Raw genomic sequence first — 24,674 nt, forward strand, 5'->3', positions numbered from 1 at the left:
TAGGGGGCGTGTCCACCGCACTGTACAGAAGATACCGCCCAGAGACCTTCGACGAGGTTATCGGTCAAGAGCATGTGACCGATCCGCTGAAGGCCGCCATCGAACGTGGCCGCATCAACCATGCCTACCTGTTCTCCGGCCCGCGCGGGTGTGGAAAGACCACCTCGGCGCGGATCCTGGCTCGGTGCCTCAACTGTGAGCAGGGGCCGACTCCGGTGCCGTGCGGGGAGTGCCCGAGCTGTCGGGATCTGGCCAACGGAGGACCCGGATCGCTCGACGTCGTCGAGATCGACGCGGCCAGTCACAACGGCGTCGACGACGCCCGTGACCTGCGTGAGCGCGCCGTCTATGCGCCCGCGCGCGACCGGTACAAGGTGTTCATCCTCGATGAGGCCCACATGGTCACCTCGCAGGGCTTCAACGCTCTGCTCAAGATCGTCGAAGAGCCGCCGCCGCACATCAAATTCGTCTTCGCCACGACCGAGCCCGAGAAGGTCATCGGCACGATCCGATCGCGGACCCACCACTATCCGTTCCGCCTGGTGCCGCCGGAGGCCCTGGGCAACTACCTTGACGAGCTGTGCACGCGTGAAGGTGTGCAGGTGGCCAAGGGCGTGCTGCCGTTGGTCGTCCGGGCCGGCGGAGGCTCGGTGCGTGACACGCTGTCGGTCCTCGACCAGCTCATCGCCGGTTCCGGGCCCGATGGGGTCGACTACGGTCGAGCAGTCGCTCTGCTCGGATACACTCCGGATTCGCTGCTGTCCGACATCGTCGATGCGTTCTCCGCCGGTGACGGGGCCGGGGTGTACCGCGCAGTGGAGAGGGTCATCGAATCCGGTCAGGACCCCAGGCGCTTCGTCGAAGACCTGCTGGAGCGCTTCCGAGATCTCATCGTCATCCATGCCGCACCCGAGGCGGCCCATGCCTTCCTGCCCGAAGTGCCGCCGGACCGTCTGGAGAGGCTGACCCTGCAGGCCAACGGCTTCGGACAGGGCGAGCTCTCCCGTGCTGCGGACCTGCTGAATGTGGGCCTGACGGAGATGTCTGGTGCCACCTCGCCGCGGCTGCAGCTCGAACTCATCTGTGCCCGCATTCTGCTGCCCGGCTCCGGTCGCAGCCGAGACGCTGTGCTCAGCCGCGTCGAGCGGATGGAGCGTCGCATCGGCATGTCTGCTACCGGCGTCGCCGCAAACATGCCGCCGGCGCAGGCTCAGGACCAGGGTGCTGGTCAGGGCGCTGGGCCGGGAGCTCCGGCCGGCGGGGCTGGCCAGGGGCAGGAACCTGCTGTCGATCAGGGACAGTCGGGCGATCGATCGTCGGCAGGTGCGCCGGGCCGCGGGGCCGGAGCACCGGCTGCGAACGCGTCCGCCGCACAGACCCAGAGCGCAGCTCACGACGACTTCGACGACATCGCAGCCATGGCCGCGGCCGCCGAGTCGATGCTCAACGAATCTCCGGCGCAGCCGAAGCAGCAGCCTGAGCAGGGGCGACAGCGTCAGACCGAGCCGGAGCCGGCGTCGCAGTCCGAGCCGCAATCTCAGACCGCGGACGCGGGTCCGCAGCAGCTGTCTGCTGAGGACCCCCGGAGCGCAGATGCGGGCCGGCCGGCGCAGGAACAGCAGCCGTCGTCCGATTCCTCGTCCGAACCTTCGGCCGAAGCGGCGGGTGCGCCGCAGTATGAGTCGCAATCTGTTCAGGACAACCAGCAGAGGCCGGACCCTGCCAGTGCCTCTGCGCCCAGTTTCGCGCCGGACTCCGCTCCGGACTCGACGCCCGGTTCCGCACCGGCGGACCAGCCTCAGCGTCAGGAGGCCGGGCAGCCTCAGCGTCAGATGACCGAGCAGGCAGCGGCACCGGAAGCCACCTCGGTGGCGGGATCCGGCGACATCGGCGGTGAGATCGAAGCGATCCGCCGCGCTTGGCCGAGCATCCTCGCCTCGGTGGAGAAGCGCAGCCGCCTGACTCGCGCAATCATCGCGGCCAATGCGATTCCCCAATCGTTCTCCGATGGAGTCGTCTACCTCGGCTTCAACAATGCCGGATCCGTCCAGGGGTTCCAGCAGCGCGATCATGCGGCCAAACTCGCGGCAGCGATCAACGACGTCCTCGGCATCCAGGCTCGTATCGATATCGGCGATGTCGGTCGGATCGGCGGTGGCAGCCAGGGCAAGGGGTCCTCTGCTCCGCCCGTGAACGACTCCGGAGGAAATCACGGACCGGCGCCGAGCCAGCGCCGCCCGAGCCCGCAGGAAGTCGCCGCAGTCGTCGGCACCCGTGAAGTCGACAAACCCCAGGTCGACCACGAGAAGTTCTGGGAACCCAGTGGTCCGACACAGGGCCCCTGGTCCTCCGACGACGAGGAGGGAGAACAGCCGGGTCCACAAACTGAACCCACACCTCAGGACGACCCCGTCGGACCGGCTGAGCAGACCGAAGAGCAATCGGCTGGTTCTGATCCACAATCCTCGGTCGAACAGGTTCCCGCTTCGGACTCGTCCGTCTCCGAAACCCCAGACTGGAACGCTCCTGAACCGAACGTTCCTGACCACGATCCTTCCGAAACAGCCGTCCCGGATCTCGTAGTGCCCGATCTGTCCGACGACGACTTCTTCGGTACGCCGACAGACGCCGGAACCGATTCGACAGGCTCCGGCAACGCACCGTCCGACGACTTCGGCCGGTCTGACCACTCCCGCCAACAGGAACCAGCGCCAGCAAGGTCATCCGGCTTCGGCGACGATTCGCCGATGGAGTACGTCGAACCGCGGTGGGAGGAACCGAGCTGGAACGACGGCCCCTCGCCGATCGACATCTCACCGACAGGCGCTGCGTCGACCGCCGCAGCCTCGGCCGACATCGACGAGACGAGCGCAGGCAGCGGAGCCGTCGACGTCGGAGCCGTCGTCGTTCCGCCGCCCGACGATGATCTCGACGATCCCGATCTCGCCGACACCCCGAAAGACTTCGGGGGAGGCGCCTTCGACCAGTCGGCACCTGCCGTGCAGTCTCCGCCGCCGGCGTCGACTCAGGGAGGAGAGAAGCCGTTCAAATCGCGCTTTGCAGCTCTTGCCGAGAAGCACGGTGTCACCACGACTCCGCCTGCCGGATCCGGATACGGATCTGCTCCGCAGACCAACCCGGCGGGCGGCACAGCACCGGGGGCCGCCTCGGTGCCGGGATCGAACCCCTACCCACAGCAGTCGGGATCGGACGAGGACGAGTATGATCCGGAAACGGACCTCGACGTCTCCGAAGCGCCGCAGATGGGCGTCGACGTGATCGCGCGGGTCCTCGGCGGCGAGATCATTGACGAAAGAGAAGTATGAGCGCTGTATACGAAGGTGCCCTCCAGGACTTGGTCGAAGAGTTCGGCAAGCTTCCGGGCATCGGGCCGAAATCGGCCCAGCGTCTGGCGTTCCACATCCTGCAGACGGACTCGCAGGACGTCAATGCGTTGGCTCAGGCACTCACCGATGTGAAGAAGCGAGTGCGGTTCTGCGAGATCTGCGGAAACGTCTCCGAGGAAGCCGAGTGCACGGTGTGCCAGGATCCGCGCCGCGATCGGTCGATGATCTGTGTGGTCGAAGAGCCCAAGGACGTCGTCGCGATCGAACGGACCCGTGAGTATCGGGGGCTCTACCACGTCCTCGGCGGAGCCATCGACCCGATGGCCGGAGTGGGGCCCGACAATCTGCGGATCAAGGAGCTCATGACCCGCCTGCAGGACGGAGAGGTCAGGGAGACCGTCATCGCCACCGACCCGAACCTCGAAGGCGAAGCCACCGCCACCTATCTCGTCCGGCTGCTCGGATCGCTCGGTGTGACCGTCACCCGTCTGGCCTCGGGTCTGCCCGTCGGCGGGGACCTCGAGTACGCCGACGAGGTCACTCTCGGTCGAGCGTTCTCCGGTCGCCGCGAGATCGACTGACCGCCTCGGCGGGAAGATTCTCGACTTCACGGATATTCCGCACCTGCGCGGGTGATTCTCCGGAGTTCAGGCGCCCCATTTATAACAATTTCTGAGCAGGGGCTGAACGCCCTATGACCAACCGCCGTCTCGCCTATGTGCACAGTCAACGCTCGGGTTTGCGCGGGCGGACATTCGGCCCGGTCAGGCGGTGTCTGAATGACGGGCGAAGGTGAACCGAAATGACCTACCTCATACAATGGTTCAGGTGCCGGGAGCCCGACACGGCTGAAATCCTGATCGATGCAGCACGAGACCTCCATGTTTGGAACCATGGAATCGATCGCCTGGCACGGAACTTATCAGCGATAAGGAAGATACTGCAGTGAGCATAGTCGTCCAGAAGTTCGGTGGGTCCTCGGTAGCCGATGCGGAATCGGTCAAGCGGGTGGCCAAACGAATTGTCGAGTACCGTCAAGCCGGCCACGAAGTAGTTGTCGTGGTGTCGGCCATGGGTGACAGTACCGATGATCTCATCGACTTGGCCCAACAGGTTTCCCCCATGCCCCCCGCCCGCGAACTCGACATGCTGCTGACCGCCGGTGAGCGCATCTCGATGGCGGTCCTGGCCATGGCGATCGCCAACCTCGGCTTCGAAGCCCAGTCCTTCACTGGTTCCCAGGCTGGAGTCATCACCGATGAGCAGTTCGGCAAGGCCCGAATCATCGACGTCACTCCCGGCCGCATCCGGTCCTCCCTCGACGATGGATACGTCGCCATCGTCGCAGGATTCCAGGGTGTGAGCCAGACCGCGAAGAACATCACCACCCTCGGCCGCGGCGGCTCCGACACCACGGCTGTGGCATTGGCCGCGTCGCTCGATGCCGATGTGTGCGAGATCTACACCGACGTCGACGGCGTCTTCACCGCCGACCCGCGCATCGTGCCCACGGCACGCAAGATCGATGAGATCGGCTACGAAGAGATGATGGAGATGGCCGCCTCGGGCGCCAAGGTCCTCATGCTCCGCTGTGTTGAATACGCGCGCCGCTACAACGTGCCCGTACATGTGCGGTCCTCATTCTCTCGCAACCAAGGAACCTGGGTGACCGATTCACCCATCCCCGAAGCCTTCCGCCAGGGCCGGGGTTCATCGATCCCGGCAGCGGAACCAGAAACGGAGTCCACCATGGAACAGGCAATCATCTCCGGCGTCGCCCACGACCGCTCGGAAGCCAAGGTCACGATCGTCGGTGTTCCCGATGTCCCCGGCAAGGCCGCTGAGATCTTCAAGACTCTGGCCAAGCAGGAAGCCAACATCGACATGATCGTTCAGAACATCTCCACCCGTGAGCCGGGCAAGACGGACATCTCCTTCACCCTGCCCATGGACGACGGAGCCAAGGCGCTTGAAGCTCTCGACGCGGTGAAGGCCGAGATCGGCTTCGACCAGGTTCGCTACGACGACCAGATCGGCAAGCTCTCCGTCGTCGGCGCCGGAATGCGCTCGCACCCGGGCGTGACCGCGACCCTGTTCGAAGCGCTGAGCGAAGCTCAGGTCAACATCGACATGATCTCCACCTCGGAGATCCGCATCAGCGTCGTCACCCGAGCAGACCTGCTCGACGACGCGGTCCGTGCCGCCCATGCCGCCTACGGACTCGACAGCGAAGACAACGAAGCAGTGGTGTACGGAGGTACCGGACGATGAGCGTCAATATCGGAGTAGTCGGAGCAACCGGCCAGGTCGGCGGAGTCATGCTCGACCTCCTGGCCGATGATCCCGGATTCGAGATCGGCACTTTGAGGCTCTTCGCCTCGGCCCGTTCAGCCGGGAAGACGATCGACTTCAAGGGCCAGCCCATCACCATCGAAGATGCCGCCGAGGCGGATCCGAGCGGACTCGACATCGCTCTGTTCTCCGCCGGTGGGGCAACGTCCAAGGCGCAGGCGGAGCGTTTCGCGGCCGCCGGAGTCACCGTCGTCGACAACTCCTCGGCGTGGCGTTCGGACCCTGAGGTCCCGCTCGTCGTCAGCGAGGTCAACCCCGACGCACTCGACGAGCCGCCCAAGGGCATCATCGCGAACCCGAACTGCACGACCATGGCCGCCATGCCTGTGCTCAAGGCCCTCCATGACAAGGCCGGACTCAGCCGCCTCATCGTGGCCACCTACCAGGCCGTGTCCGGTTCGGGTCTGTCCGGAGTCGAGGAACTCGCCGGTCAGCTGGAGGCCGGTCTGCCCGACGCTCGCAAGCTCACCACCGACGGAAACGCAGTGAGCCTGCCGGAGCCGAACAACTACGTCGAACCGATTGCGTTCAACGTCCTGCCGATGGCCGGATCGGTCGTCGACGACGGGCAGAATGAAACCGATGAAGAGAAGAAGCTGCGCAACGAGAGCCGGAAGATCCTCGGCCTGCCCGACCTCCTCGTCGCCGGCACCTGCGTGCGCGTGCCCGTCTTCACCGGACACAGCCTGAGCATCCACGCCGAATTCGACTCCGACATCAGCCCCGAACAGGCCGCCGAGATCCTGTCGCAGGCACCCGGAGTCTCGCTCGACGAGGTCCCGACCCCGCTGAAGGCCGCAGGTCAGAACGCCAGCTTCGTCGGTCGCATCCGCGCCGACCAGTCGGCGCCAGTTGGCAAGGGGCTCGTCCTCTTCGTCTCCAACGACAACCTGCGCAAGGGGGCGGCACTCAACACCGTGCAGATCGCCGCCCTGCTGGCTGCCAAGCTCGAAGCGAAGGCCGCCTGAGAAACTCTGCTGGTGCCCGCCGGTGTTGATCGGTGAGGCGAAGCGGCCGACGAACCGCCCGGAAGCACCCGCTTCCGGGCGGTTCGTCGTCTCCGGCGACTGTGCTCGACTGCCCATCAGACTCGTACAAGCGCCAGAGCGGAAGGCACACGGCCCAACGGAAAGTCGGCACTCGCGGCTTCGAAGTTCATACGCCCTGATCAAGATCACCGCGTATGAATTCTGAAGCCGCTCATGCACACTATTCGGCCGAAAACCCCTGAGCGCGCGCAGAATGCTGAGAGCAGCGGGGACGTATAAAAAGGTTGCTATATATAAATATTTATATTAGTGGCCGACCTCTGATCTGAGTATCGTCGATGATGTTGTTTGATCCTCGATGCCTTAGAAAGGCTCCTCATGACATCTTCGCGAATCGCTCTCACCACCGGAGCCATCGCCGCTTCGACGGCCTTGGTCCTCAGCGGCTGCGGGGGAGGGGCCTCCGGTTCGGAATCGGGCGAGCTGCGGGTCGTGACCTCGACGAATGTCTACGCCGACATCGTCTCCCAAGTCGCCGGCGACTACGCCGAGGTGAGCCCGGTCATCGATGATCCGAATCAGGACCCGCACTCCTACGAGGCGACCACGCAGGATCGTCTCAAGCTGTCGAAGGCTGACCTCGTCGTGGAGAACGGCGGCGGCTACGACGCCTTCATGACCACGATGCTCGAGGCCTCGGATGCTGATCCCGAAGTGATCGATGCGGTCTCGATCTCCGACCTGCCCGGCTCCGAGGATCTCGGCAACGAGCCTCACGATCACAGCCACAGCGAGGACGAGGACGAGGCCCAGGCGGGCGGACACACGCACGACGAGGGCGACGAGCACTCCGAGGAGGAACACGAGCACTCCGAAGAAGCCGACGAGCACGAGGGGCATGACCACGGCGAGTTCAACGAACATGTCTGGTACTCGGTGCCCACGATGACCAAACTCGTCGATGAGGCGGCGATCCACCTCGGCGAGGCGGTGCCGGAGCACAAGGATGACTTCACCGCCAATGCCGATGAGTACAAGAAGAGCCTCGGCGAACTGCAGACGAAGATCGACGCGGCCAAGAAGGACCACGACGGTGAGAAGGTCGCGGCGACCGAGCCGGTGCCGCTGTGGCTGTTCGCCGATATGGGCCTGGAGAACATCACGTCGGACGAGTTCCTCGAAGCCGTCGAAGAAGGCAACGATGTGCCGCCGCTCGTGCTCAAGGAAGCGGAGAAGCAGATCTCCGACGGCGAGGCGGTGCTGCTCGGATACAATACTCAGGCGGCAGGTCCCCAGGCGGAAGCGCTGAAGTCTGCCGCGGACGACTCCGATGTTCCGGTCGTCGACCTCGCCGAGACCATGCCCGACGGCGAGCATTACGTCGATTGGATGGACGGATACATCACCGATATTTCGACAGCACTCGAAGGACACAAGCACTGACTATGGCCAAAGAATCCGACGCTTCCGCGCAACCTGCACCCCGGGAGCCGGTGATTCGACTGCGCGATGCCGAACTGCGCTTCGGCCCGCGGGTGCTCTGGCACGATCTCGACCTCGACGTCGCGCCGGGGGAGTTCCTCGCCGTGCTAGGCCCCAACGGCACAGGAAAGACGTCACTGCTCAAGGTGCTGCTGGGGCAGAACACACTGTCGGCCGGAACCGCCGAGGTCGATGGTCGGGAAGTGCATAAGGGCAACCCTGCCATCGGCTACATTCCGCAGCAGCGCGGAATCGACCCGCACACCCCGATGCGCGGCCGCGATCTGGTCCGTATGGGCATCGACGGTCACCGGTGGGGGATGGGCCTGCTGTCCCGGGGTCGGAAGAAGAAGGTCGAGGAACTCTTGGCCTCCGTCGGCGCCACCGACTATGCCGATGCCCCCGCCGGCACGGTTTCCGGCGGAGAGCTGCAGCGGCTGCGAGTGGCTCAGTCCCTGGCCAATGATCCCGCAGTGCTGCTCTGCGATGAACCGCTGCTGTCGCTCGATCTGCACCACCAGCAGGTGGTGGCCGCTCTGCTGCACGAACAGCGGGTCAAACGCGATGCCGCCGTCGTCTTCGTCACCCACGAGATCAACCCGATCCTGCCATACGTCGACCGGGTCCTCTACATCGTCGGCGGGCATTTCCTCATCGGCACCCCCTCTGAAGTGATGACCACCGAATCGCTGTCCCGGCTCTACGGCTCCCCGGTCGAAGTGGTCCGCGTCGGCGGACGCCTCGTCGTCGTCGGCGGTGAAGAGGAGTGCGTCGACCACCACAATCTGCCCGATGACTCCTTCGACCTCGACGGGACGGTGGCGAACCGATGAGTGTTCCTGAGATCTTTGCCAACCTCTTCACCTTCGAGGACTACGGCGAACTCGTCGCGCTGCTGGCCAACTCGCTCATCGCCGCTGCGCTACTCGGCGTCGTCGGAGGTCTCATCAGCGTCTTCGTCATGGCCCGCGACATTCCCTTCGCCGTTCACGGAGTCTCCGAACTCTCCTTCGCCGGTGCCGCCTTCGCGCTGCTCGTCGGTTTCGACGTCGTGACCGGGTCGATCGTCGGATCCATCGTCGCCGCTCTCATCATCGGCATCGGCGGCGCCAAGGATTCGGAGAAGAACGCGATCATCGGCGTCCTCATGCCCTTCGGCCTGGGCCTGGCGATCCTCTTCCTCGCCCTCTACGACGGGCGGGCGGCGAGCAAGTTCGGGCTGCTCACCGGCCAGATCGTCGCCATCACTCCCGGCCAGATCCTCACTCTCATCATCTGCGCGCTGGCCGTGCTCGTGGTGTTGGCGATCGTGTGGCGTCCGCTCATGTTCTCCAGCCTCGACCCTGACGTGGCTCGGGCGAAGGGCGTGCCGGTCAGCGTGCTCACCATCGTCTTCATGCTCACCCTCGGACTTGCCGTGGCACTGAGCGTGCAGGTCGTCGGAGTCCTCCTCGTCCTTGCGCTGCTCATCACCCCGGCCGCCGCAGCGACTCAGCTCTCGGCCTCCCCGGTGTGGGTGCCGGTCCTCAGCGTGATCTTCGCCGTGACCGCCTCGGTCGGGGGCATCCTCATCGCCCTCGGTTCGCCGGTGGTGCCGATCAGCCCGTTCGTCACGACGATCTCGTTCCTCATCTACGTCATCTGCCGCCTCGTCGGTCGCCGCCGGATGAGATCCCTGCACCGCCGCCGCGCCCACCGTGCCGCAAAAGAACACAACACCCCCATCCCCACCCCCTGATAATTGCTACCTGACGGCGGCCCAGCAACCCCGCGCGAGGTTGCTGGGCCGCCGTCAGGTAGCAATTGGAGGAGCGGATAGAGTTGGGGGAATGAAGAAGCGCGCTCTCCTCTCCGGTGCTCTTGCCGTTCCCGCGGCCGCCGGAATCTGGGGTGCGGTCATCGAACCGCACCTCTTCGCCATCCGCCGCCACACCCTGCCGATCCTGCCTGCCGGAGCCGAGTCCATCCGGATTCTCCACGTCGCCGACCTGCACCTGGCTCCCTGGCAGAAGCATCGCGCCTCCTGGGTCACAGCGCTCACTCGCCTCGAACCCGACCTCGTGGTCAACACTGGCGACAACCTCTCCGCCGACATCGTGCCCGAGGTCCTCGACGTCTACTCGGGACTCCTCAACATCCCCGGTGTGTTCGTCCTCGGGTCGAATGACTTCTTCTCCCCGCAGCTGAAGAACCCTGCGAAATATCTGCGCTCACCGTCCCAGGTCAAGCACCGCGTCAGCCCCGACCTCGACGTCAAGGCACTCGTCCGCGGGTTCGAAGGCGAGACGGCGAACGGCGGGCAGGGATGGCATTTCCTCGACAACACCGAGGCGGCGCTGACGATCAAGGGCACCCGGATCCACTTCTCGGGCCTAGGCGACGCCCATATCGACCGTGATCGGATCCGCTGGAGTGGGGGAGAACCGGGGGAGGGCGACCTCGAGCATCCGCAATTCGATCCGTCGGCCGGTCTCAAAGTGGGAGTGACACATGCTCCGTATTCGCGGACCTTGGAGGCATTCGCCTCGGCGGGGGCGCATCTCATCATGGCCGGACACACGCACGGCGGACAGATCCGTGTGCCCTTCTGGGGCGCACCGGTGACGAACTGCGACCTCGACCGGACACGCGCACGCGGAGTTTTCCCTTACCGGCAGAGTCTCGTCACGATCTCCGCAGGACTCGGCTTCTCACCGTACTCACCAGTGCGTTTTGCCTGCCGACCGGAAGTCAGCGTCCTGGAACTCGTTGCAAGAGCCTAGGCCGTTCAGCGATTTCTGAAGATCTGCACAAGGCGAATTCGTTAAACTGACTACCATGGTGTCTCCTGAGTCAAACGCCCCACCCACAAAAATGGGCGCGTTCATGCAGTTCGTGGCCGTCAGTGCGGTGGCGGGAATCGTCGCTGCCGGTCTGGCCATTCCCGGCGTCGGCGTCGCAACAGCCAGCGCGAACAGTGCTGTCGAGATCTTCGATTCGCTTCCCGCCACCTTGGAGATCAAGGATCTCGGCGAGAAGTCGACGATGCTCGCCTCCGATGGTTCTGAGCTCGCCGAATTCTACTGGCAGAACCGCCAGGAGGTGCCTCTCGACGAGATCTCGCAGGACATGCAGAACGCGACGATCGCGGTCGAGGACTACCGGTACTTCGAACACGGCGGCGTCGACATCGAGGGCATCGCCCGTGCAGCGGTGCACAATATGGTGTCGTCGACGACTCAGGGCGGATCGACGCTGACCCAGCAGTACGTGAAGAACGTTCTCGCAGAGAACGCGCACGCCGAGGACAACTCCGAGGGCGTGGCGGCGGCGAAGGAGTCCGAAGGCACTGCCGGCTATGCGCGTAAGCTGCGCGAAGCCAAGCTCGCTGTCGCGGTTGAGAAGAAGTACGACAAGAAGGACATCCTCAACCGCTATATGAACATCAATAACTATTCGGGCTCCCCGAACGTCTACGGCGTCGAAGCCGCGGCCTACCGGTACTGGGGAATCCACGCCAAGGATCTCAACATCCAGCAGTCGGCGATGCTCGCCGGAATCGTTCAGAACCCCTCCGCATTCAATCCCCAGCGCTTCCCCGATCAGGTGCTCAAGCGTCGCAACACTGTGCTCGGGCAGATGCTCAAGTACGACCACATCACGCAGAAGGAATACGACAAGGCAGTTAAGACCGACCTCGATCTCGATCTGCATGAGACGCCGAACGGCTGCTCGGCGGCTAAGAGCAAGGCGGAGTTCTTCTGCAACTATGTCCAGAATGTCATCATGAATGACGAGACATTCGGCAAGACTGCCAACGAGAGGCTCGCGTTCCTCCAACGAGGCGGCCTGACGATCAAGACCAGCCTCAACCCGGATATCCAGAAGATCGCGGACAAAGAGGTCAAGAAGCGCGTCCCCGTCGGCGATCCCTCCGGTGCCGGTCACGCACTGGTGACGATCGAACCGGGCACCGGTGAAGTCATCGCAATGGCCGAGAATCGTGAGTACACGGTCGGCGACGTGAAGAAGAAGGACAAGAACAAGAAGACCTCGATCAACTACACCGTCGACAAGAAGCACAACGGCGGCGGCGGATTCCAGGTCGGTTCGACGTGGAAGCCCTTTGTGCTCACGGCTTGGCTGAAGGAAGGCAAGAGCCTCAACAGCACGGTCAATGCTACGAAACGCAACTTCCCGGCCAGTTCCTGGAAGTACGACGGCTGCCCGAACATGGCCGGAGACTGGGACCCGAACAACGCTGGCGATGGACCAGGCAAGGGATCTATGACCGCGCTCGAGGCAACGAAGAAATCCGTCAACACGGGCTACGCGGCCATGGGCAACCAGATGAACATGTGCGACATCATGGACACCGCGATGGATCTGGGCATCCGCTACGGCAGCGGTGAGACGCTTGATCATGAGGACAAGTCGGGCTTCATTCAGGCCCTGTCTCCATCATCGATCCTCGGAACGACAGAGACCACACCCATCGCCATGGCCGCAGCGTTCGCCACCTTCGCGAACGAAGGTGAGTTCTGCGGTCCCAAACCGATCCTCGAGATCAAGGATCGCAAGGGCGAGAAACTCGACCTGCCGGGTGAAGGCTGCAAACGTGTCCTGTCCAAGGATGTGGCCAGGGGCGTCGCATACGCGCTGACGCAGACGTTCAACGGCGGTACGACCAGCTCGCTGAAGATCGGAGTCCCGGCCGGTGCGAAGACCGGTACGACGAACTTCGAGGTCGGTCACACCTGGCTACTCGGCTTCACGAAGACCCTGTCGACCGCGGTGTGGACGGGAGACCCGAGCGGTACGCATGACTGGCGTACGAATGGTGCCGGCGCAGTTCGCGGCCACATCTACGGTGCCACGATCTCAGGTAAGACCTGGCAGTCGTACATGAGCCAGGCGGTGAAGGAGACCAAGGGCAACACCGGCTTCCCGAAGCCCAGCAGCAAGTTCTTCCAGGGCGGCGGGACCGGTGGCGGAAGCTCCTCGTCGGGCACGAACCGCGGCGGAGGCGGCGGTGGCGGCACCGGTGGCGGAACCGGCGGCGGTGGCACCAGCGGCGGAAACGGCGGCGGTGGCACCAGCGGCGGAAACGGCGGCGGTGGCAACTCCGGAAGCAACGGCGGCGGAAACTCCGGCGACAACGGCGGCGGTGGCAACTCGGGCAACAACGGCGGCGGAAACTCCGGCAACAACGGCGGCGGAGACGGCGGCGACGGCGGTGAGGCTCCTGGCCTCGGCGGCAACTGACCCGCGGTGACCTCGTGACCGGCCGATAGACGCCATCGGACACCGTTCCAGTGAAGGCGGGGAGGACCTGGTCCTCCCCGCCTTCACTGTCCCGTCTGCATGTAGGCCGGCGCCGGCTCGAGCAGTCGAACACAGCCGTCTCGGAACGCAGGTGCCCGGCCTGCCCGGTCTGGGCTAGTGTGGGGAACGGACCAGAGTCGTCGACCACACCAGGAAAGCCTGGTCATCCCGGATCACCTCGGGACCGCCTCGGCGACGCATCAACAACTGAGGAGAATCATGACCAAGTGGGAATACGTCACCGTGCCGCTCATCGTCCATGCGACGAAGCAGATCCTCGACCAGTGGGGTGAGGACGGATACGAACTCGTGCAGGTCGTCCCGGGTCCTGACAACAACGGACTCGTGGCCTACCTCAAACGACCGAAGGAATGATCCGATTCCGGCACCGAGGCGGCTGCTGAGCATCCCCGCACCACCATCACCCTCCTGACCACCTACGTCGAAAAGAGCAACCATGTCGAAGACCCTTGAGCGTCTGACCGAACTCGGCCTCGAACTGCCCGAGATCGCCACCCCTGCCGGCGCCTACGTCCCCGCCCTGCGCACCGGGAACTACGTCTATACCTCGGGCCAGCTGCCCGTCGTCGACGGCAAACTGCCTGCGACCGGTCACCTCGGCACGGACGTCGACCTCGACACCGGCTACCAGCTGGCACGCACAGCCGGGCTCAACGCCCTTGCCGCCATCGCCGGAGTCATCGGCGACCTCGATCAGATCGTGCGCGTCGTCAAGGTCACCGGCTTCGTCAACTCCGCCGATGACTTCACCCAGCAGCCGGCCGTCATCAATGGCGTCTCCGAACTCTACGGTGAGATCTTCGGAGACCGCGGGCAGCACGCGCGCAGCGCCGTCGGCGTCAACACGCTGCCGCTGGGCACGCCCGTCGAGGTCGAAGTCATCGTCGAGGTCTCAGGCGATGCCGCTTAGCGGACGCACGCTTCCCGTCTCGTCGGAACTGCGGTGGCTGCTCGACCACTGGCAGTCCGACGGACGGTGGCCCGTCCCCGAAGCCCCGCGCCCCACCTCGGCGATCGTGCTGATCCGGGACTCCGCGGACGGGCTGGAACTCTTCATCACCCGGCAGCTCGACGCTCGCGGCGTCGAAGACCGCAACCGGTGGGCGTTTCCCACCAGCAGCCTGCGCCCGGGAGATGTGCGGAAGCTGCCTTTGGCCGGATGGAATTCGGCCCGGTGCGCGCGTGCGCTGAGCATCGAGAACAAATCCCGCGCCCTTCACCACTTCTCTGCGGCCGCCCGCATCACCTTCGCCGCCACCGGAATCCTGCTCGCCGAGGATGTCGACCGGGAGATCGTGGCCTCACCGCAGACGGACTGGCACACCACCCGGTCGAGGCTGTTCTCGAACGAAGTGTCATGGTCGCAGGTCCTACGCGACCGTGACCTGCGGCTGCGTCCCGATCTGTGCAAACCGTGGCTGCGCTGGATCAACACTCCCACCCAGCTGCACCGGTTCGACACCACCTACTTCATCGCCACCGTGCCCTTCGGCCAGGAAGTCGACTTCCTGTCCCCGAACGAGACCTCCGCCGGCTGGAAACGCCCCGGACAGATCCTCGCCGAGGTGGGCGGAGACCCCAACCGCATCAGCGCGGCCGCCCGCATCATCGTCGAAAGCCTCACCGGGGTCCCGTCCGTGGGAGCGGCCATGGCACAGATCCGCAACGTCCACCCGCTGCGGCCGGAGATCATCGCCGACGACGGCGACTGGAAAGTCGTCATCCACACCGGCAAGGACCCTCACAGCAAAGGCAGCCTGCGCGACCGTGCGGTGGCCGTCGGCGAGACCGACACCGACCAGAACCCCGGCTTCCTGACCTTCAGCGGCGATGACGACGACGAAACGACAGACGAGGAGAGCGAGGACTCATGAGAATCCGTGCGAAGAATCCCAGCCCGATGACCTTGACCGGAACGAACACCTACGTGCTCACCAGTCAGGACGACACCTCCGCGGTCGTCATCGATCCCGGACCGGAGATGGCTGACCACCGTGAGAATTTCCTCGCCGAGGTGGCCGACCGTGATCTGGCGGCGATCGTTCTCACCCACCAGCACGCCGACCATTCCGAGATGCTCGGAAGCATCGACCAGTGGGCCCCCGAGGTTCCCGTCTACGCTGTACTCGAGCGTTTCGCCCGGCACACGGATCCCGTGGTCGACGGCGACGAGATCGCCTTCGGCAGCACCCCTGCCGATGTCCTGCGCGTCGTCGCCACCCCCGGCCACACGAGCGACAGCATCAGCCTCATCCGCTCCGGTGCCCTCTACAGCGGCGATACGATCCTGGGGGAGGGGACGACGATCGTCACCCACCCGGAAGGTTCGCTGCGTGACTACCTCAACTCCCTCGAGCGGTTGAGAGAACTGCTCGACGCCGGTGAGTTCGCGATCATCGAGCCGGCCCACGGCGAGCGCATCGACGCTCCCGCCGAGGTGATCGACTACTACCGCTCCCACCGACTCGAACGCATCGAGCAGGTCAAAGCGGCACTCGAGCAGGGAGCGAGCACCGCCTCGGAGGTCTGTGACATCGTCTACCACGACGTCGATGACAGCGTGCGGCCGGCGGCCGAACAGATCGTCAAGGCCCAGCTGGCCTACCTCGACGCTCTGCCCGCCGCCGACGCCTGAGGCACGCCGCTGACGTCGCAGCTGCAAGCGCCTTGAGTGCCCTGCCGCGGTGCATGGCGCGCGACGTCTTCGGTCTAACTGGATGACACACCACTCACGACTCAGGTTCTGATCCAGTCATCGAGTTTGAACTCGATGACTGGTCCAAAACTGGAGTACGAAGCTTCCCGGACCTGACGCGACAGCCACTGCGACGGCGAGCGCCGGTCACGACGCACACTTGCCCGTGCCAGCACGAACGCCCCAGCCGAAGCGGCTGGGGCGTTCGTGCGATGTGGCGGTTAGGACGCCGCGAGGAGGATCAGCGGGCGCGGTTGCGCATCCTGTCCATGTCGAGGATGACGACGGAGCGGGCCTCGAGACGGATGAAGCCGCGGGCGGCGAAGTCAGCCAGCGCCTTGTTCACGGTCTCACGGGAGGCGCCGACGAGCTGAGCGAGCTCTTCCTGGGTGAGGTCGTGAGCGACGAGCACACCGTCGGGAGCCGGCTTCGAGAAGCGGGCTGCCAGGTCGAGCAGGGCCTTGGCGACACGGCCGGGCACATCGGAGAAGACGAGGTCGCCGACGGTCTCGTTCGTGCGTCGCAGACGCTGGGCGAGAGCCTTGAGCAGGTTCATCGCGGCCTGCGGGCGCTCGTTGAGCCAGGTGGTGAGGTCCTCGTGCCTGAGGCTGAGCAGCTCCGACTGGGAGACCGCGGTGACAGAGGTCGAACGTGGGCCGGGATCGAAGAGGCTGAGCTCGCCGATGATCTCGCCCGGGCCGACCACGGACAGCAGGTTCTCACGGCCATCGGAGGACTCGCGGCCGATCTTGAGCTTGCCCGAGGAGACGAGGTAGAGCTCGTCACCGGCATCGCCCTCATGGAAGAGCACGGTTCCCCGACGGAGACTCCGCGGGTTCATGAACTTCATCAATGCACTGGTGGCTTCATCGTCCAGACCTGCGAAGAGCGTCGCGCCCCGCACCACTTCAATATCCACTGGTTCCTCCTTGTCGTGATAATCACACATAAATCTACCTGGTCATCTGCATCGATACCAGCAAAGACGTGGGAGTGTGGCCCATCAGTCTGAAAACCTCTGTCGCATCGCCCGACGCGACTGCCGACCACACCGTTCCCGCAGATGCTCGCGTCCCGGCGCGCGGATCCCGGCACACCGGTCTGAGCCGAGGGTGTGACCGGCATGACTGCGGAATGACGGGGCACGGATTAGGATGGTGAGCCGTGTTGACTGTGGCAGAGAAGAGCGCGCGGAAGTTCGCGAAGGAGACCCCGCTGGGGCGGACCCGCCGGGCCCGGAAGATCCATCGCATCCTCGCCGAGGTGTATCCGAACGCGAAATGCGAACTCGACTTCGAGACTCCGTTCCAGCTGCTCATCGCCACCGTCCTGTCCGCTCAGACCACAGATATCCGCGTCAACTCGGTCACCCCGAGCCTCTTCGCCGCCTTCCCCGACGCTCACGCCCTGGCCGTGGCCAATCTCATCGAGGTCGAGGAGCACATCCGCTCCACCGGGTTCTACCGGGCGAAGGCCCGCAACATCGTCAAGCTCGCAAACGAACTCGTCGACGAGTACGACGGTGTGGTGCCGAACAAGTTGGACAAGCTCGTCAAGCTCGCCGGAGTCGGACGCAAGACCGCGAACGTCGTCCTCGGCAACGCCTTCGACACTCCGGGACTGACCGTCGACACCCACATGGGCCGGTTGGCCCGACGCTTCGGGTGGACGGAGGAGACCGATGCCGTCAAGGCCGAACATGAGATCGCGGCCCTGTTCCCGAAGAAGGATCTCACCATGCTCTCGCATCGGGTGATTTTCCACGGCCGCCGCATCTGCCATTCCCGCAAGCCTGCTTGCGGAGCCTGCCCCCTGACCGCGCTGTGCCCCTCGTTCGGCATCGGGGAGCTCGACCCGGAGAAGGCACGCGCCATGCTTCGGTTCGAAATGGCGCCCTTGGCCACTCCCACCGAGGAGGCTGTCGCCGAGGACGGACAGTGAGCGCCCGAATCCCCAACCTCCCACCCGGATCGGCGACGATCGCCGATGGAGTCCTGCGCGGGCAGCTCGAAGCTCTCGCCGCCTCGCACGGGTCCCCGCTGTGGCTGCGCCGGCAGAAGGATTCGGCAAAGGATGCCGCTCGTGACGCCGCCGTGCTCATGCTCTTCGGACGTGGGGGAGAAGCGCGCACCGAGGCGGGGCGCTCAGAAGCATCACGCTTGGCCGAAATCGGTGTCGCCGATGTCGACATCGTGCTCCTCCAGCGGGCTGCGACCCTGCGTCACCATCCCGGTCAGGTCGCCTTCCCCGGAGGCGGCCGTGATCCCGAAGACCATTCCATGGCGGCCGCGGCGCTGCGTGAAGCGGAGGAGGAAGCGGGAATCTCCCCGGACACCGTCGAAGTGCTCGGAGAGATGGACTCGCTCTACATCCCGGTTTCGAAGTTCGAGGTGACGCCGGTGGTCGGCTACTGGCGTCAGCCGGGCCGCGTGCAGGTGATGGATCAGCGGGAGTCCTACTCCGTCTATCGGGTGGCCATCGCCGACCTCGTCGCCCCCGCCAATCGCGGCACCTTTGCGCGCCCCGATCTGAAGTTCTCGACCCCGGCCTTCGACGTCGGAGTCCTCAAGGTCTGGGGCTTCACCGCCGGCATCCTCGACTTCGCCCTCGACCACCTCGGCTGGGCCCGCGAATGGGACGAGAACGCTCCTATCGCGATCGACTTCTGAACTCGATCACCGAGGCGTCCGCAGCTATTCAGCGACGTCCGGCCTTCGCGTTGAACAGCACGGCGGCCCATACCGCTGTCACGGCGAGAATGAGCAGACACCAGCCGACGGCGAGATAGAGTGAGGCGCCCATATCGGTGCCGATGAGCAATGCTCGCAGGGCGTCGATGATCGGAGTGATCGGCTGATTGTCGGCGAACACCTCCAACCACCTCGGCATGGTCTCGACGGGCACGAATGCGCTGGAGACGTAGGGGAGGAAGAGGAGGATGAAACCGTACCCGTTTGCGGATTCGGGAGATTTTGCGGCGAGGCCGATGGCGGCGAAGAGATACGTGATCGCCAGAATGTAGAGAGCGACGAGTCCGATGGTCGCCAGCCACTCTCCGACTCCTGCGGAGGGTCGGAACCCGATGGCGACGGCGACGAGGAGGACGACGGAGGTCGCGAACAGATTCCTTGCAAGGCTCGCCACAACGTGGCCGGTGATGACAGCAGATGCTCGCACGGGCATCGTCCGCAGCCGGTCGACGAACCCGGAGGTCATATCCGAGGCCACCGAGAGCGAAGTCGAGGCGGCACCGAAGCCGGCGCAGGTGAGGATGATTCCGGGGACGACGTAGTCGACGTATCCGCCATCGGGATCGAGGGCGCCGCCGAAGACGAAGGTGAACATGAGCATGAGCATGACCGGCAGAGCGACGGCCATGAGCAGTGATTCGACGTCTCGAACAGCGTGACGCAGGCTTCTGCCGGTGAAGGTCGCCTCGGCGGAGAATCCGCGAGGGCGTGTCCGGGTCGTCCGGCGGGGGAGGTCGGCTGCGTTCGGTGCTGCTGCTGTCGCGGACGTGGTGGTCGGGTGACTGTGTGACATTGCGGTGTCCTCTCTGGACGGTGATGATGCACGGCGGCGCGGGCAGAGGTGCGGGTGGTCAGTGAGGCTTGTCGGCCGAGGTGAAGGCGAGGAAGACATCATCGAGGCTGGGACTGTGCAGGGACACTGAGGCCCGGGACGATCGACCGACCCACGGCTCGATCGCCGAGGCGAGGCCGTCGACGGTGCCGTCTGTGGGAATCTCATCCAGCTGGGTCCCGTCGCTTCCGCGGATGGACACGGTGTCTTCGCCGATGCGTGCCTTGAGCTCTGCCGGTGTGCCCAGGCCCGCCATGCGTCCGCTGTCGAGTAACCCGACCCGATCGGCCAGGGCATCGGCTTCGTCGAGGTACTGCGTGGTGAGGAACACCGTCGCGCCGCCTCGGGAGAGCTCGCCGACCTCGTTCCACAGCTCCTGCCGGGAGCGGGTGTCCAGACCGGTGGTGGGTTCATCGAGAATGAGCACCTCGACTGGGACGACCAGACTGAGCGCCAGGTCGAGGCGGCGACGCATGCCGCCGGAGAGCGCGGCGACCCGAGCGGACATGAAGGCTGTGAGACTGAGCTTCTCGGCCAGCTCCCGGCTTCTTGCCTTCGCGGCGCGACGGCTCAGTCCGGAGAGGCGGCCGAGGAGGACGAGGTTCTCCTCGGCCGTGAGGTGGGCGTCGACGGCCGCAGACTGACCGGTGACTGCGAAGCGACGTTTCGCCTCGGCGGGTGATTCGCACACATCGACATCCATGACCCGAACCGATCCGGTGTCCGGGCGGACGAGGGTGGTGAGGATATTGATGCAGGTGGTCTTTCCTGTGCCGTTGGAGCCGAGGAGGGCGAAGACTTCGCCCCTGCGGACATGGAAGTCGAGCCCGTCGAGGACGGACTTCGCACCGAAGCGCTTGCCCACGCCAGTGAACGAGATGGCGGCAGTTCGGGTGTCATCCGTGGCCGTGCCCTCCGCCGGGAGCGGCAATGGAGCGGTTGGATGAGAAGCGGTGCTGATGGAGCCGTCGGCGGTCATGATGGGGTCCTCTCACAGGTCGGAATCACCGAGCAGGTTTCTGTATACGACAGAAACTGTATATGACACTAACACGCAATATATGGCATACACAATATAAGATGGTGACATGAGTTCTGACGACACGATCGAGCAGCTCCCCAGCGGAATCGCGCTGGCGTGGGGAGTTGCGGCGACACCGCAGCGAGGACCGAAGCGGGAGATGAGCGTCGAGAAGATCGTCGACGCCGCCATCGAGATCGCTGACAGCGACGGCATCCAGGCGGTGTCGATGTCCGCGGTCGCAAAGCGCCTCGGGTACACGCCGATGTCGCTCTATCGATACGTGAGCTCGAAGGACGATCTGCTCCTGCTCATGCAGGAGGAGGCGACCGGTCTGCCGCCGGAGGCGGACGGGGAAGTTCTCAGTTGGAGGGCTCGCCTCAGCGAGCTCTACCAGGCGCAGTCACTGATCTATGTCCGACAGCCCTGGCTGCTGTCGATGCCGATCACCGGCAGCCCGATCACCCCGAACAGCTCGGCCTGGCTGGAGGCCGGCCTCGAGGCGCTCTCGGATACCGGTCTGTCGGAAGAGGAGCGGATCGCCGTTTCCCTGCTCGTCACCGGTGTCGCCCGCTGGAAGGGAATGATCGCCGCAGGCTATAAGGAGAAGAGTCGAACGACCGGCTTGGATGCCGCCGAGGTGGCGTCCCGGGAGCGGCGGCTCTTCGACGCGGTCATCACCGAGGATGGATATCCGTTCCTCAGAAGGGCGATCGATGCGGGGGTCTTCACCTCGGGGTCCGATCCCTTCGACTTCGGACTCGAACGCGGCTTCGACGGAGTGGAGGCCTTCATCGACGGGGTCGAGCGCAGGCGGAGCGGCGCCGAATCCGGGACGGCGGACGGCTCGGGCGCGACAGCCCCGGCCGACTCCTCCGGCGACGCTGCCGGGGAATCGGCTGATGGGAAGGCCACGATCGCTGATGATGCCCCCGATGTCATCGCCGATAAGAAGCTGCGGGAGGCCCAGAAGGCCGTCAGGCAGGCGCAGAAGGTGCTGGCCGAAGCGCGCAAGCGGGAACGTCAGGTGCGACGTGAAGCCAAGGAGCGGGCGGCGAAGCGGCGCTGACTGCGAATGCGCCGAGTGAGAAAGTGACAAGCGGCGCCGGACACGATGTCCGGCGCCGCTTCATTGTCTCGCTGTCGAGGACCGAGCGGGTCCTATCAGTAGTGGTTCAGTAACGGGGTCCCGAGGGGTTCTTCACCGCACGCTTGACCGAGGCCACGAGCGATTTGGCCGAGCCGATCGCGGTGCCGGGCACCGGGTTGCCCTTCTTGAACAGCGGGAGGGCGACAAGCACGAGGATGATCGCGATGACGGCGAGGATACCGAAGACGATGAGGAAGCTGCCCCACCACGGCCAGCCCAATCCCTCATGGAATGCGGCCGCACCGGCGAAGATCACCATGAACGAGGACAGGAAGAGCAGGAAGAGAGCGACAACGGCCAGTCCGGCTCCGATGCCCAGGTTCTTCGCGCCGGCAGTGGCTTCGGCCTTGGCGAGGGCAATCTCTTCTTCGGCGATCGCTTTGGAATCGTCGCTGATGCCTTTGATCAGTTCGCTGATGGACCGTTCGGCCATGAGAGCTCCTAAATCGAGAACGAGGACAATCTAACTTAAGAGTAGTCTGATCGTGCCCTGCGGCCAAAGGCGAATCGGCGGGGAACCGGGAAAACCCGTCGGATCCCGACGATGGCCGCTATGCGGCACGGTCGTCTGTCACCGACGGGTCATCCGACCTCGGCCTCAGAGCGAGGTTCAGGCTTCTGCGACGGACTTTTCGATCTGGTCCATCACCGAGGCATCGGCGAGGGTCGACGTATTGCCGACCTCGCGGTTCTCGGCAACGTCCTTGAGCAGGCGACGCATGATCTTGCCGGAGCGTGTCTTGGGCAGGTCCGTGACGATGTGGACCTTCTTCGGCTTCGCGATGGGGCCGATGTCCTTGCCCACGTGCTGACGCAGCTCCTCAGATGTCTCGGAGGAGTCCTCGACTCCATTGGAGACGATGACGAACGCGACGACGGCCTGCCCGGACGTATCGTCGGCAGCGCCGACCACAGCCGCCTCGGCGACCTTGGGATGCGCGACGAGCGAGGACTCGATCTCTGCGGTGGACAGGCGGTGACCGGACACATTCATCACATCGTCGACGCGGCCGAGGAACCAGATGTCCCCGTCCTCATCGCGGCGGGCCCCGTCACCGGCGAAGTACGTGTCTTCGAACCGCGACCAGTAGGTCTCCTTGAAGCGCTCCGGGTCTTTCCAGATCCCGCGCAGCATCGACGGCCAAGGCCGACGGATGACGAGCAGCCCGCCTTCGGGGCCGGCCGGGTTCTCACCCGAATCATCGACGACGTCGACGGAGATGCCGGGAATCGGACGCTGGGAGGAACCGGGCTTGGTCGACAGTACGCCGGGCAGGGGAGCGATCATATGGGCCCCGGTTTCCGTCTGCCACCAGGTGTCGACGATCGGGCAGCGCTCACCGCCGATGACGCGGTGGTACCAGCGCCAGGCCTCGGGGTTGATCGGTTCGCCGACGCTGCCGAGCAGGCGCAGACTGGACAGATCGTACTTCGCCGGGATCTCCTCGCCCCACTTCATGCACGTGCGGATCGCCGTCGGGGCGGCATAGAGGATCGTGGCCTTGTACTTCTCGATGATCTCCCACCAGCGACCCTGATGCGGAGTGTCCGGGGTGCCTTCGTAGATGATCTGAGTGGTGCCGGCGGCCAGTGGGCCGTAGGCGACATAGGAGTGACCGGTGACCCAGCCGACGTCGGCGGTGCACCAGAAGACATCCGTCTCGGGCTTGATGTCGAAGACGGCCTTCATCGAGTACAGCACCTGAGTGAGGTAGCCGCCGGTGGTGTGGAGGATGCCCTTGGGCTTTCCTGTCGTCCCGGAGGTGTAGAGGATGAACAGGGGGTGCTCCGAGTCGAAGAACTCGCAAACGTGTTCGCCGCTGGCCCGGCCGACGGAATCCTCCCACCACTGGTCGCGGCCTTCGACCCAGTCGACGTCCTGACCGGTGCGCTTGACGACGAGAACGTGCTCGACCGGAGTGTCACCCCGAGAGATCGCTTCGTCGACGGCCGGCTTGAGGCTCGTGGGCTTGGCGCGACGGTAGCTGCCGTCGGCGGTGATGACGACGCGGGCTTCGGCGTCGATGATGCGCGAGTGCAGTGCATCGGCGGAGAATCCGCCGAAGACGACCGAATGTGCAGCACCGAGGCGAGCACAGGCGAGCATCGAGATCACGGCTTCGGGAATCATCGGCAGGTAGATGGCGACCCGGTCGCCGCTCTTGACGCCGAGGTCGGTCAGCGTGTTCGCCGCCTTCGACACTTCGGCGAGAAGTTCGGCATAGGTGAAAGCACGGGAATCGCCCGGTTCGCCTTCGAAGTTGATGGCCACCCGGTCGCCGTTGCCGGCGAGGACGTGGCGGTCGAGGCAGTTGTAGGCGACATTGAGCTTTCCGCCGACGAACCATTTCGCGAACGGCGGATTCGTCCAATCGAGGACCTCGTCGAAGTCCTCGTGCCAGTCGACGAGCTCACGGGACTGTTCGGCCCAGAAGCCCAAGTAGTCTGCCTCGGCGCGTTCGTATTCGTCGGCCTTGACGTTGGCGTCTGCGGCGAACTGCTCAGGCGGGGCAAACGTCTCTGTCTGCTCGGCAGCGGTTTCGGTCATGCTTTCCCTCCGACTTCCTTGGTGGATCGAAAATTCTAGTTGCACTGTATACCGGTGGTCGGGGGCAGTGGAGGGCAGTTTCATGCGATGAACGGGGAAATCGGGGGTAGCCGCCGCGCCATTGTCGTGGTATGGGTCACATGGCTTCGACGGTGATGAGGTCACCGAAGAGCCTCCTCGGTG

The 24,674-nt window shown here is 64.8% G+C and carries 21 protein-coding genes; 16 read left to right on the top strand and 5 right to left on the bottom strand.

Annotated features, from left to right (window positions below):
* The first annotated feature begins 8 nt into the window (after nucleotides 1-8).
* The 13 genes from CXR29_RS03960 to CXR29_RS04015 all read left to right on the top strand — a co-directional run bounded on the left by CXR29_RS03960 (nucleotide 9) and on the right by CXR29_RS04015 (nucleotide 16,130).
* Nucleotides 9-3,326, top strand: a complete 3,318-nt coding sequence (locus tag CXR29_RS03960; protein WP_127363971.1) for a DNA polymerase III subunit gamma and tau — start codon at nucleotides 9-11, stop codon at nucleotides 3,324-3,326.
* Nucleotides 3,323-3,928, top strand: a complete 606-nt coding sequence (recR, locus tag CXR29_RS03965; RefSeq protein WP_127363972.1) for a recombination mediator RecR — start codon at nucleotides 3,323-3,325, stop codon at nucleotides 3,926-3,928. The genes CXR29_RS03960 and recR overlap by 4 nt, the downstream gene beginning before the upstream one ends.
* Before the next feature lie 364 nt (nucleotides 3,929-4,292).
* Nucleotides 4,293-5,618 (top strand): aspartate kinase, encoded by a 1,326-nt coding sequence (locus CXR29_RS03970; protein WP_025780862.1) that lies wholly within the window; start codon nucleotides 4,293-4,295, stop codon nucleotides 5,616-5,618.
* Nucleotides 5,615-6,667 (top strand): aspartate-semialdehyde dehydrogenase, encoded by a 1,053-nt coding sequence (locus tag CXR29_RS03975; protein WP_101594376.1) that lies wholly within the window; start codon nucleotides 5,615-5,617, stop codon nucleotides 6,665-6,667. Before CXR29_RS03970 ends, CXR29_RS03975 begins: the two co-directional genes overlap by 4 nt.
* Nucleotides 6,668-7,066: 399 nt before the next feature.
* Entirely contained in the window at nucleotides 7,067-8,131 is a 1,065-nt protein-coding gene (locus CXR29_RS03980; protein ID WP_127363973.1) for a metal ABC transporter solute-binding protein, Zn/Mn family, read from the top strand.
* A gap of 2 nt (nucleotides 8,132-8,133) precedes the next feature.
* The gene (locus CXR29_RS03985) at nucleotides 8,134-9,003 is read left to right on the top strand and encodes a metal ABC transporter ATP-binding protein (RefSeq protein ID WP_025780867.1); all 870 of its coding nucleotides are present in this window, start codon (nucleotides 8,134-8,136) and stop codon (nucleotides 9,001-9,003) included.
* On the top strand, nucleotides 9,000-9,908 hold the full coding sequence (locus CXR29_RS03990; RefSeq protein WP_101594374.1) for a metal ABC transporter permease: 909 nt from the start codon (nucleotides 9,000-9,002) through the stop codon (nucleotides 9,906-9,908). Before CXR29_RS03985 ends, CXR29_RS03990 begins: the two co-directional genes overlap by 4 nt.
* Nucleotides 9,909-9,999: 91 nt before the next feature.
* Nucleotides 10,000-10,932, top strand: a complete 933-nt coding sequence (locus CXR29_RS03995) for a metallophosphoesterase (protein ID WP_101555585.1) — start codon at nucleotides 10,000-10,002, stop codon at nucleotides 10,930-10,932.
* 103 nt (nucleotides 10,933-11,035) lie between these two features.
* On the top strand, nucleotides 11,036-13,414 hold the full coding sequence (locus tag CXR29_RS04000; protein WP_241241584.1) for a transglycosylase domain-containing protein: 2,379 nt from the start codon (nucleotides 11,036-11,038) through the stop codon (nucleotides 13,412-13,414).
* Nucleotides 13,415-13,693: 279 nt separating this feature from the next.
* Nucleotides 13,694-13,849 carry a Sp36 family protein gene (locus CXR29_RS17250; RefSeq protein WP_009883339.1) on the top strand — a complete coding sequence of 52 codons (156 nt, stop codon included), beginning with the start codon at nucleotides 13,694-13,696 and terminating at the stop codon, nucleotides 13,847-13,849.
* Between the two features lie 82 nt (nucleotides 13,850-13,931).
* The gene (locus CXR29_RS04005; RefSeq protein WP_101594371.1) at nucleotides 13,932-14,405 is read left to right on the top strand and encodes a RidA family protein; all 474 of its coding nucleotides are present in this window, start codon (nucleotides 13,932-13,934) and stop codon (nucleotides 14,403-14,405) included.
* Nucleotides 14,395-15,369 (top strand): NUDIX hydrolase, encoded by a 975-nt coding sequence (locus CXR29_RS04010; RefSeq protein WP_127363974.1) that lies wholly within the window; start codon nucleotides 14,395-14,397, stop codon nucleotides 15,367-15,369. Before CXR29_RS04005 ends, CXR29_RS04010 begins: the two co-directional genes overlap by 11 nt.
* The gene (locus CXR29_RS04015) at nucleotides 15,366-16,130 is read left to right on the top strand and encodes an MBL fold metallo-hydrolase (RefSeq protein WP_127363975.1); all 765 of its coding nucleotides are present in this window, start codon (nucleotides 15,366-15,368) and stop codon (nucleotides 16,128-16,130) included. Before CXR29_RS04010 ends, CXR29_RS04015 begins: the two co-directional genes overlap by 4 nt.
* Before the next feature lie 301 nt (nucleotides 16,131-16,431).
* Here CXR29_RS04015 and CXR29_RS04020 read toward each other — a convergent pair whose 3' ends face one another.
* Nucleotides 16,432-17,109, bottom strand: a complete 678-nt coding sequence (locus CXR29_RS04020; protein WP_101555777.1) for a Crp/Fnr family transcriptional regulator — start codon at nucleotides 17,107-17,109, stop codon at nucleotides 16,432-16,434.
* Between the two features lie 245 nt (nucleotides 17,110-17,354).
* Here CXR29_RS04020 and nth point away from each other — a divergent pair, with 245 nt between their 5' ends.
* Together nth and CXR29_RS04030 are read left to right on the top strand one after the other, a co-directional pair.
* Nucleotides 17,355-18,131, top strand: coding sequence for an endonuclease III (gene nth, locus CXR29_RS04025; RefSeq protein WP_051505149.1), 777 nt, complete (start codon nucleotides 17,355-17,357; stop codon nucleotides 18,129-18,131).
* Complete coding sequence (locus tag CXR29_RS04030; protein WP_101555778.1) at nucleotides 18,128-18,859, top strand: NUDIX hydrolase; 732 nt, start codon at nucleotides 18,128-18,130, stop codon at nucleotides 18,857-18,859. The genes nth and CXR29_RS04030 overlap by 4 nt, the downstream gene beginning before the upstream one ends.
* Nucleotides 18,860-18,887: 28 nt before the next feature.
* Here the strand turns inward: CXR29_RS04030 and CXR29_RS04035 are convergent, their stop codons facing one another.
* A complete protein-coding gene (locus tag CXR29_RS04035; protein WP_101555779.1) occupies nucleotides 18,888-19,733 on the bottom strand; it encodes an ABC transporter permease in 846 nt (281 codons plus the stop codon).
* Nucleotides 19,734-19,791: 58 nt separating this feature from the next.
* A complete protein-coding gene (locus CXR29_RS04040) occupies nucleotides 19,792-20,751 on the bottom strand; it encodes an ATP-binding cassette domain-containing protein (RefSeq protein ID WP_127363976.1) in 960 nt (319 codons plus the stop codon).
* Between the two features lie 109 nt (nucleotides 20,752-20,860).
* Here CXR29_RS04040 and CXR29_RS04045 point away from each other — a divergent pair, with 109 nt between their 5' ends.
* On the top strand, nucleotides 20,861-21,862 hold the full coding sequence (locus CXR29_RS04045) for a TetR family transcriptional regulator (protein ID WP_101594365.1): 1,002 nt from the start codon (nucleotides 20,861-20,863) through the stop codon (nucleotides 21,860-21,862).
* A 106-nt stretch (nucleotides 21,863-21,968) separates the two neighbouring features.
* On the opposite strand, the gene CXR29_RS04050 is transcribed toward CXR29_RS04045, so the two are convergent.
* A complete protein-coding gene (locus CXR29_RS04050; protein WP_025778074.1) occupies nucleotides 21,969-22,376 on the bottom strand; it encodes a phage holin family protein in 408 nt (135 codons plus the stop codon).
* A 177-nt stretch (nucleotides 22,377-22,553) separates the two neighbouring features.
* Entirely contained in the window at nucleotides 22,554-24,491 is a 1,938-nt protein-coding gene (acs, locus tag CXR29_RS04055; protein ID WP_101555782.1) for an acetate--CoA ligase, read from the bottom strand.
* Nucleotides 24,492-24,674 lie beyond the last annotated feature (183 nt).

Origin of the sequence: Brevibacterium linens (assembly GCF_003999335.1) — a bacterium.
GTDB lineage: Bacteria > Actinomycetota > Actinomycetes > Actinomycetales > Brevibacteriaceae > Brevibacterium > Brevibacterium linens.

Bases quoted from the DNA above. Each gene is read 5' to 3' on its own strand.
- recR (WP_127363972.1), top strand. From the start codon at position 3,323: ATGAGCGCTGTATACGAAGGTGCCCTCCAGGACTTGGTCGAAGAGTTC.
- CXR29_RS03975 (WP_101594376.1), top strand. From the start codon at position 5,615: ATGAGCGTCAATATCGGAGTAGTCGGAGCAACCGGCCAGGTCGGCGGA.
- CXR29_RS03980 (WP_127363973.1), top strand. From the start codon at position 7,067: ATGACATCTTCGCGAATCGCTCTCACCACCGGAGCCATCGCCGCTTCG.
- CXR29_RS03985 (WP_025780867.1), top strand. From the start codon at position 8,134: ATGGCCAAAGAATCCGACGCTTCCGCGCAACCTGCACCCCGGGAGCCG.
- CXR29_RS03990 (WP_101594374.1), top strand. From the start codon at position 9,000: ATGAGTGTTCCTGAGATCTTTGCCAACCTCTTCACCTTCGAGGACTAC.
- CXR29_RS03995 (WP_101555585.1), top strand. From the start codon at position 10,000: ATGAAGAAGCGCGCTCTCCTCTCCGGTGCTCTTGCCGTTCCCGCGGCC.
- CXR29_RS04000 (WP_241241584.1), top strand. From the start codon at position 11,036: ATGCAGTTCGTGGCCGTCAGTGCGGTGGCGGGAATCGTCGCTGCCGGT.
- CXR29_RS17250 (WP_009883339.1), top strand. From the start codon at position 13,694: ATGACCAAGTGGGAATACGTCACCGTGCCGCTCATCGTCCATGCGACG.
- CXR29_RS04005 (WP_101594371.1), top strand. From the start codon at position 13,932: ATGTCGAAGACCCTTGAGCGTCTGACCGAACTCGGCCTCGAACTGCCC.
- CXR29_RS04010 (WP_127363974.1), top strand. From the start codon at position 14,395: ATGCCGCTTAGCGGACGCACGCTTCCCGTCTCGTCGGAACTGCGGTGG.
- CXR29_RS04015 (WP_127363975.1), top strand. From the start codon at position 15,366: ATGAGAATCCGTGCGAAGAATCCCAGCCCGATGACCTTGACCGGAACG.
- CXR29_RS04035 (WP_101555779.1), bottom strand. From the start codon at position 19,733: ATGTCACACAGTCACCCGACCACCACGTCCGCGACAGCAGCAGCACCG.
- CXR29_RS04040 (WP_127363976.1), bottom strand. From the start codon at position 20,751: ATGACCGCCGACGGCTCCATCAGCACCGCTTCTCATCCAACCGCTCCA.
- CXR29_RS04045 (WP_101594365.1), top strand. From the start codon at position 20,861: ATGAGTTCTGACGACACGATCGAGCAGCTCCCCAGCGGAATCGCGCTG.
- CXR29_RS04050 (WP_025778074.1), bottom strand. From the start codon at position 22,376: ATGGCCGAACGGTCCATCAGCGAACTGATCAAAGGCATCAGCGACGAT.
- acs (WP_101555782.1), bottom strand. From the start codon at position 24,491: ATGACCGAAACCGCTGCCGAGCAGACAGAGACGTTTGCCCCGCCTGAG.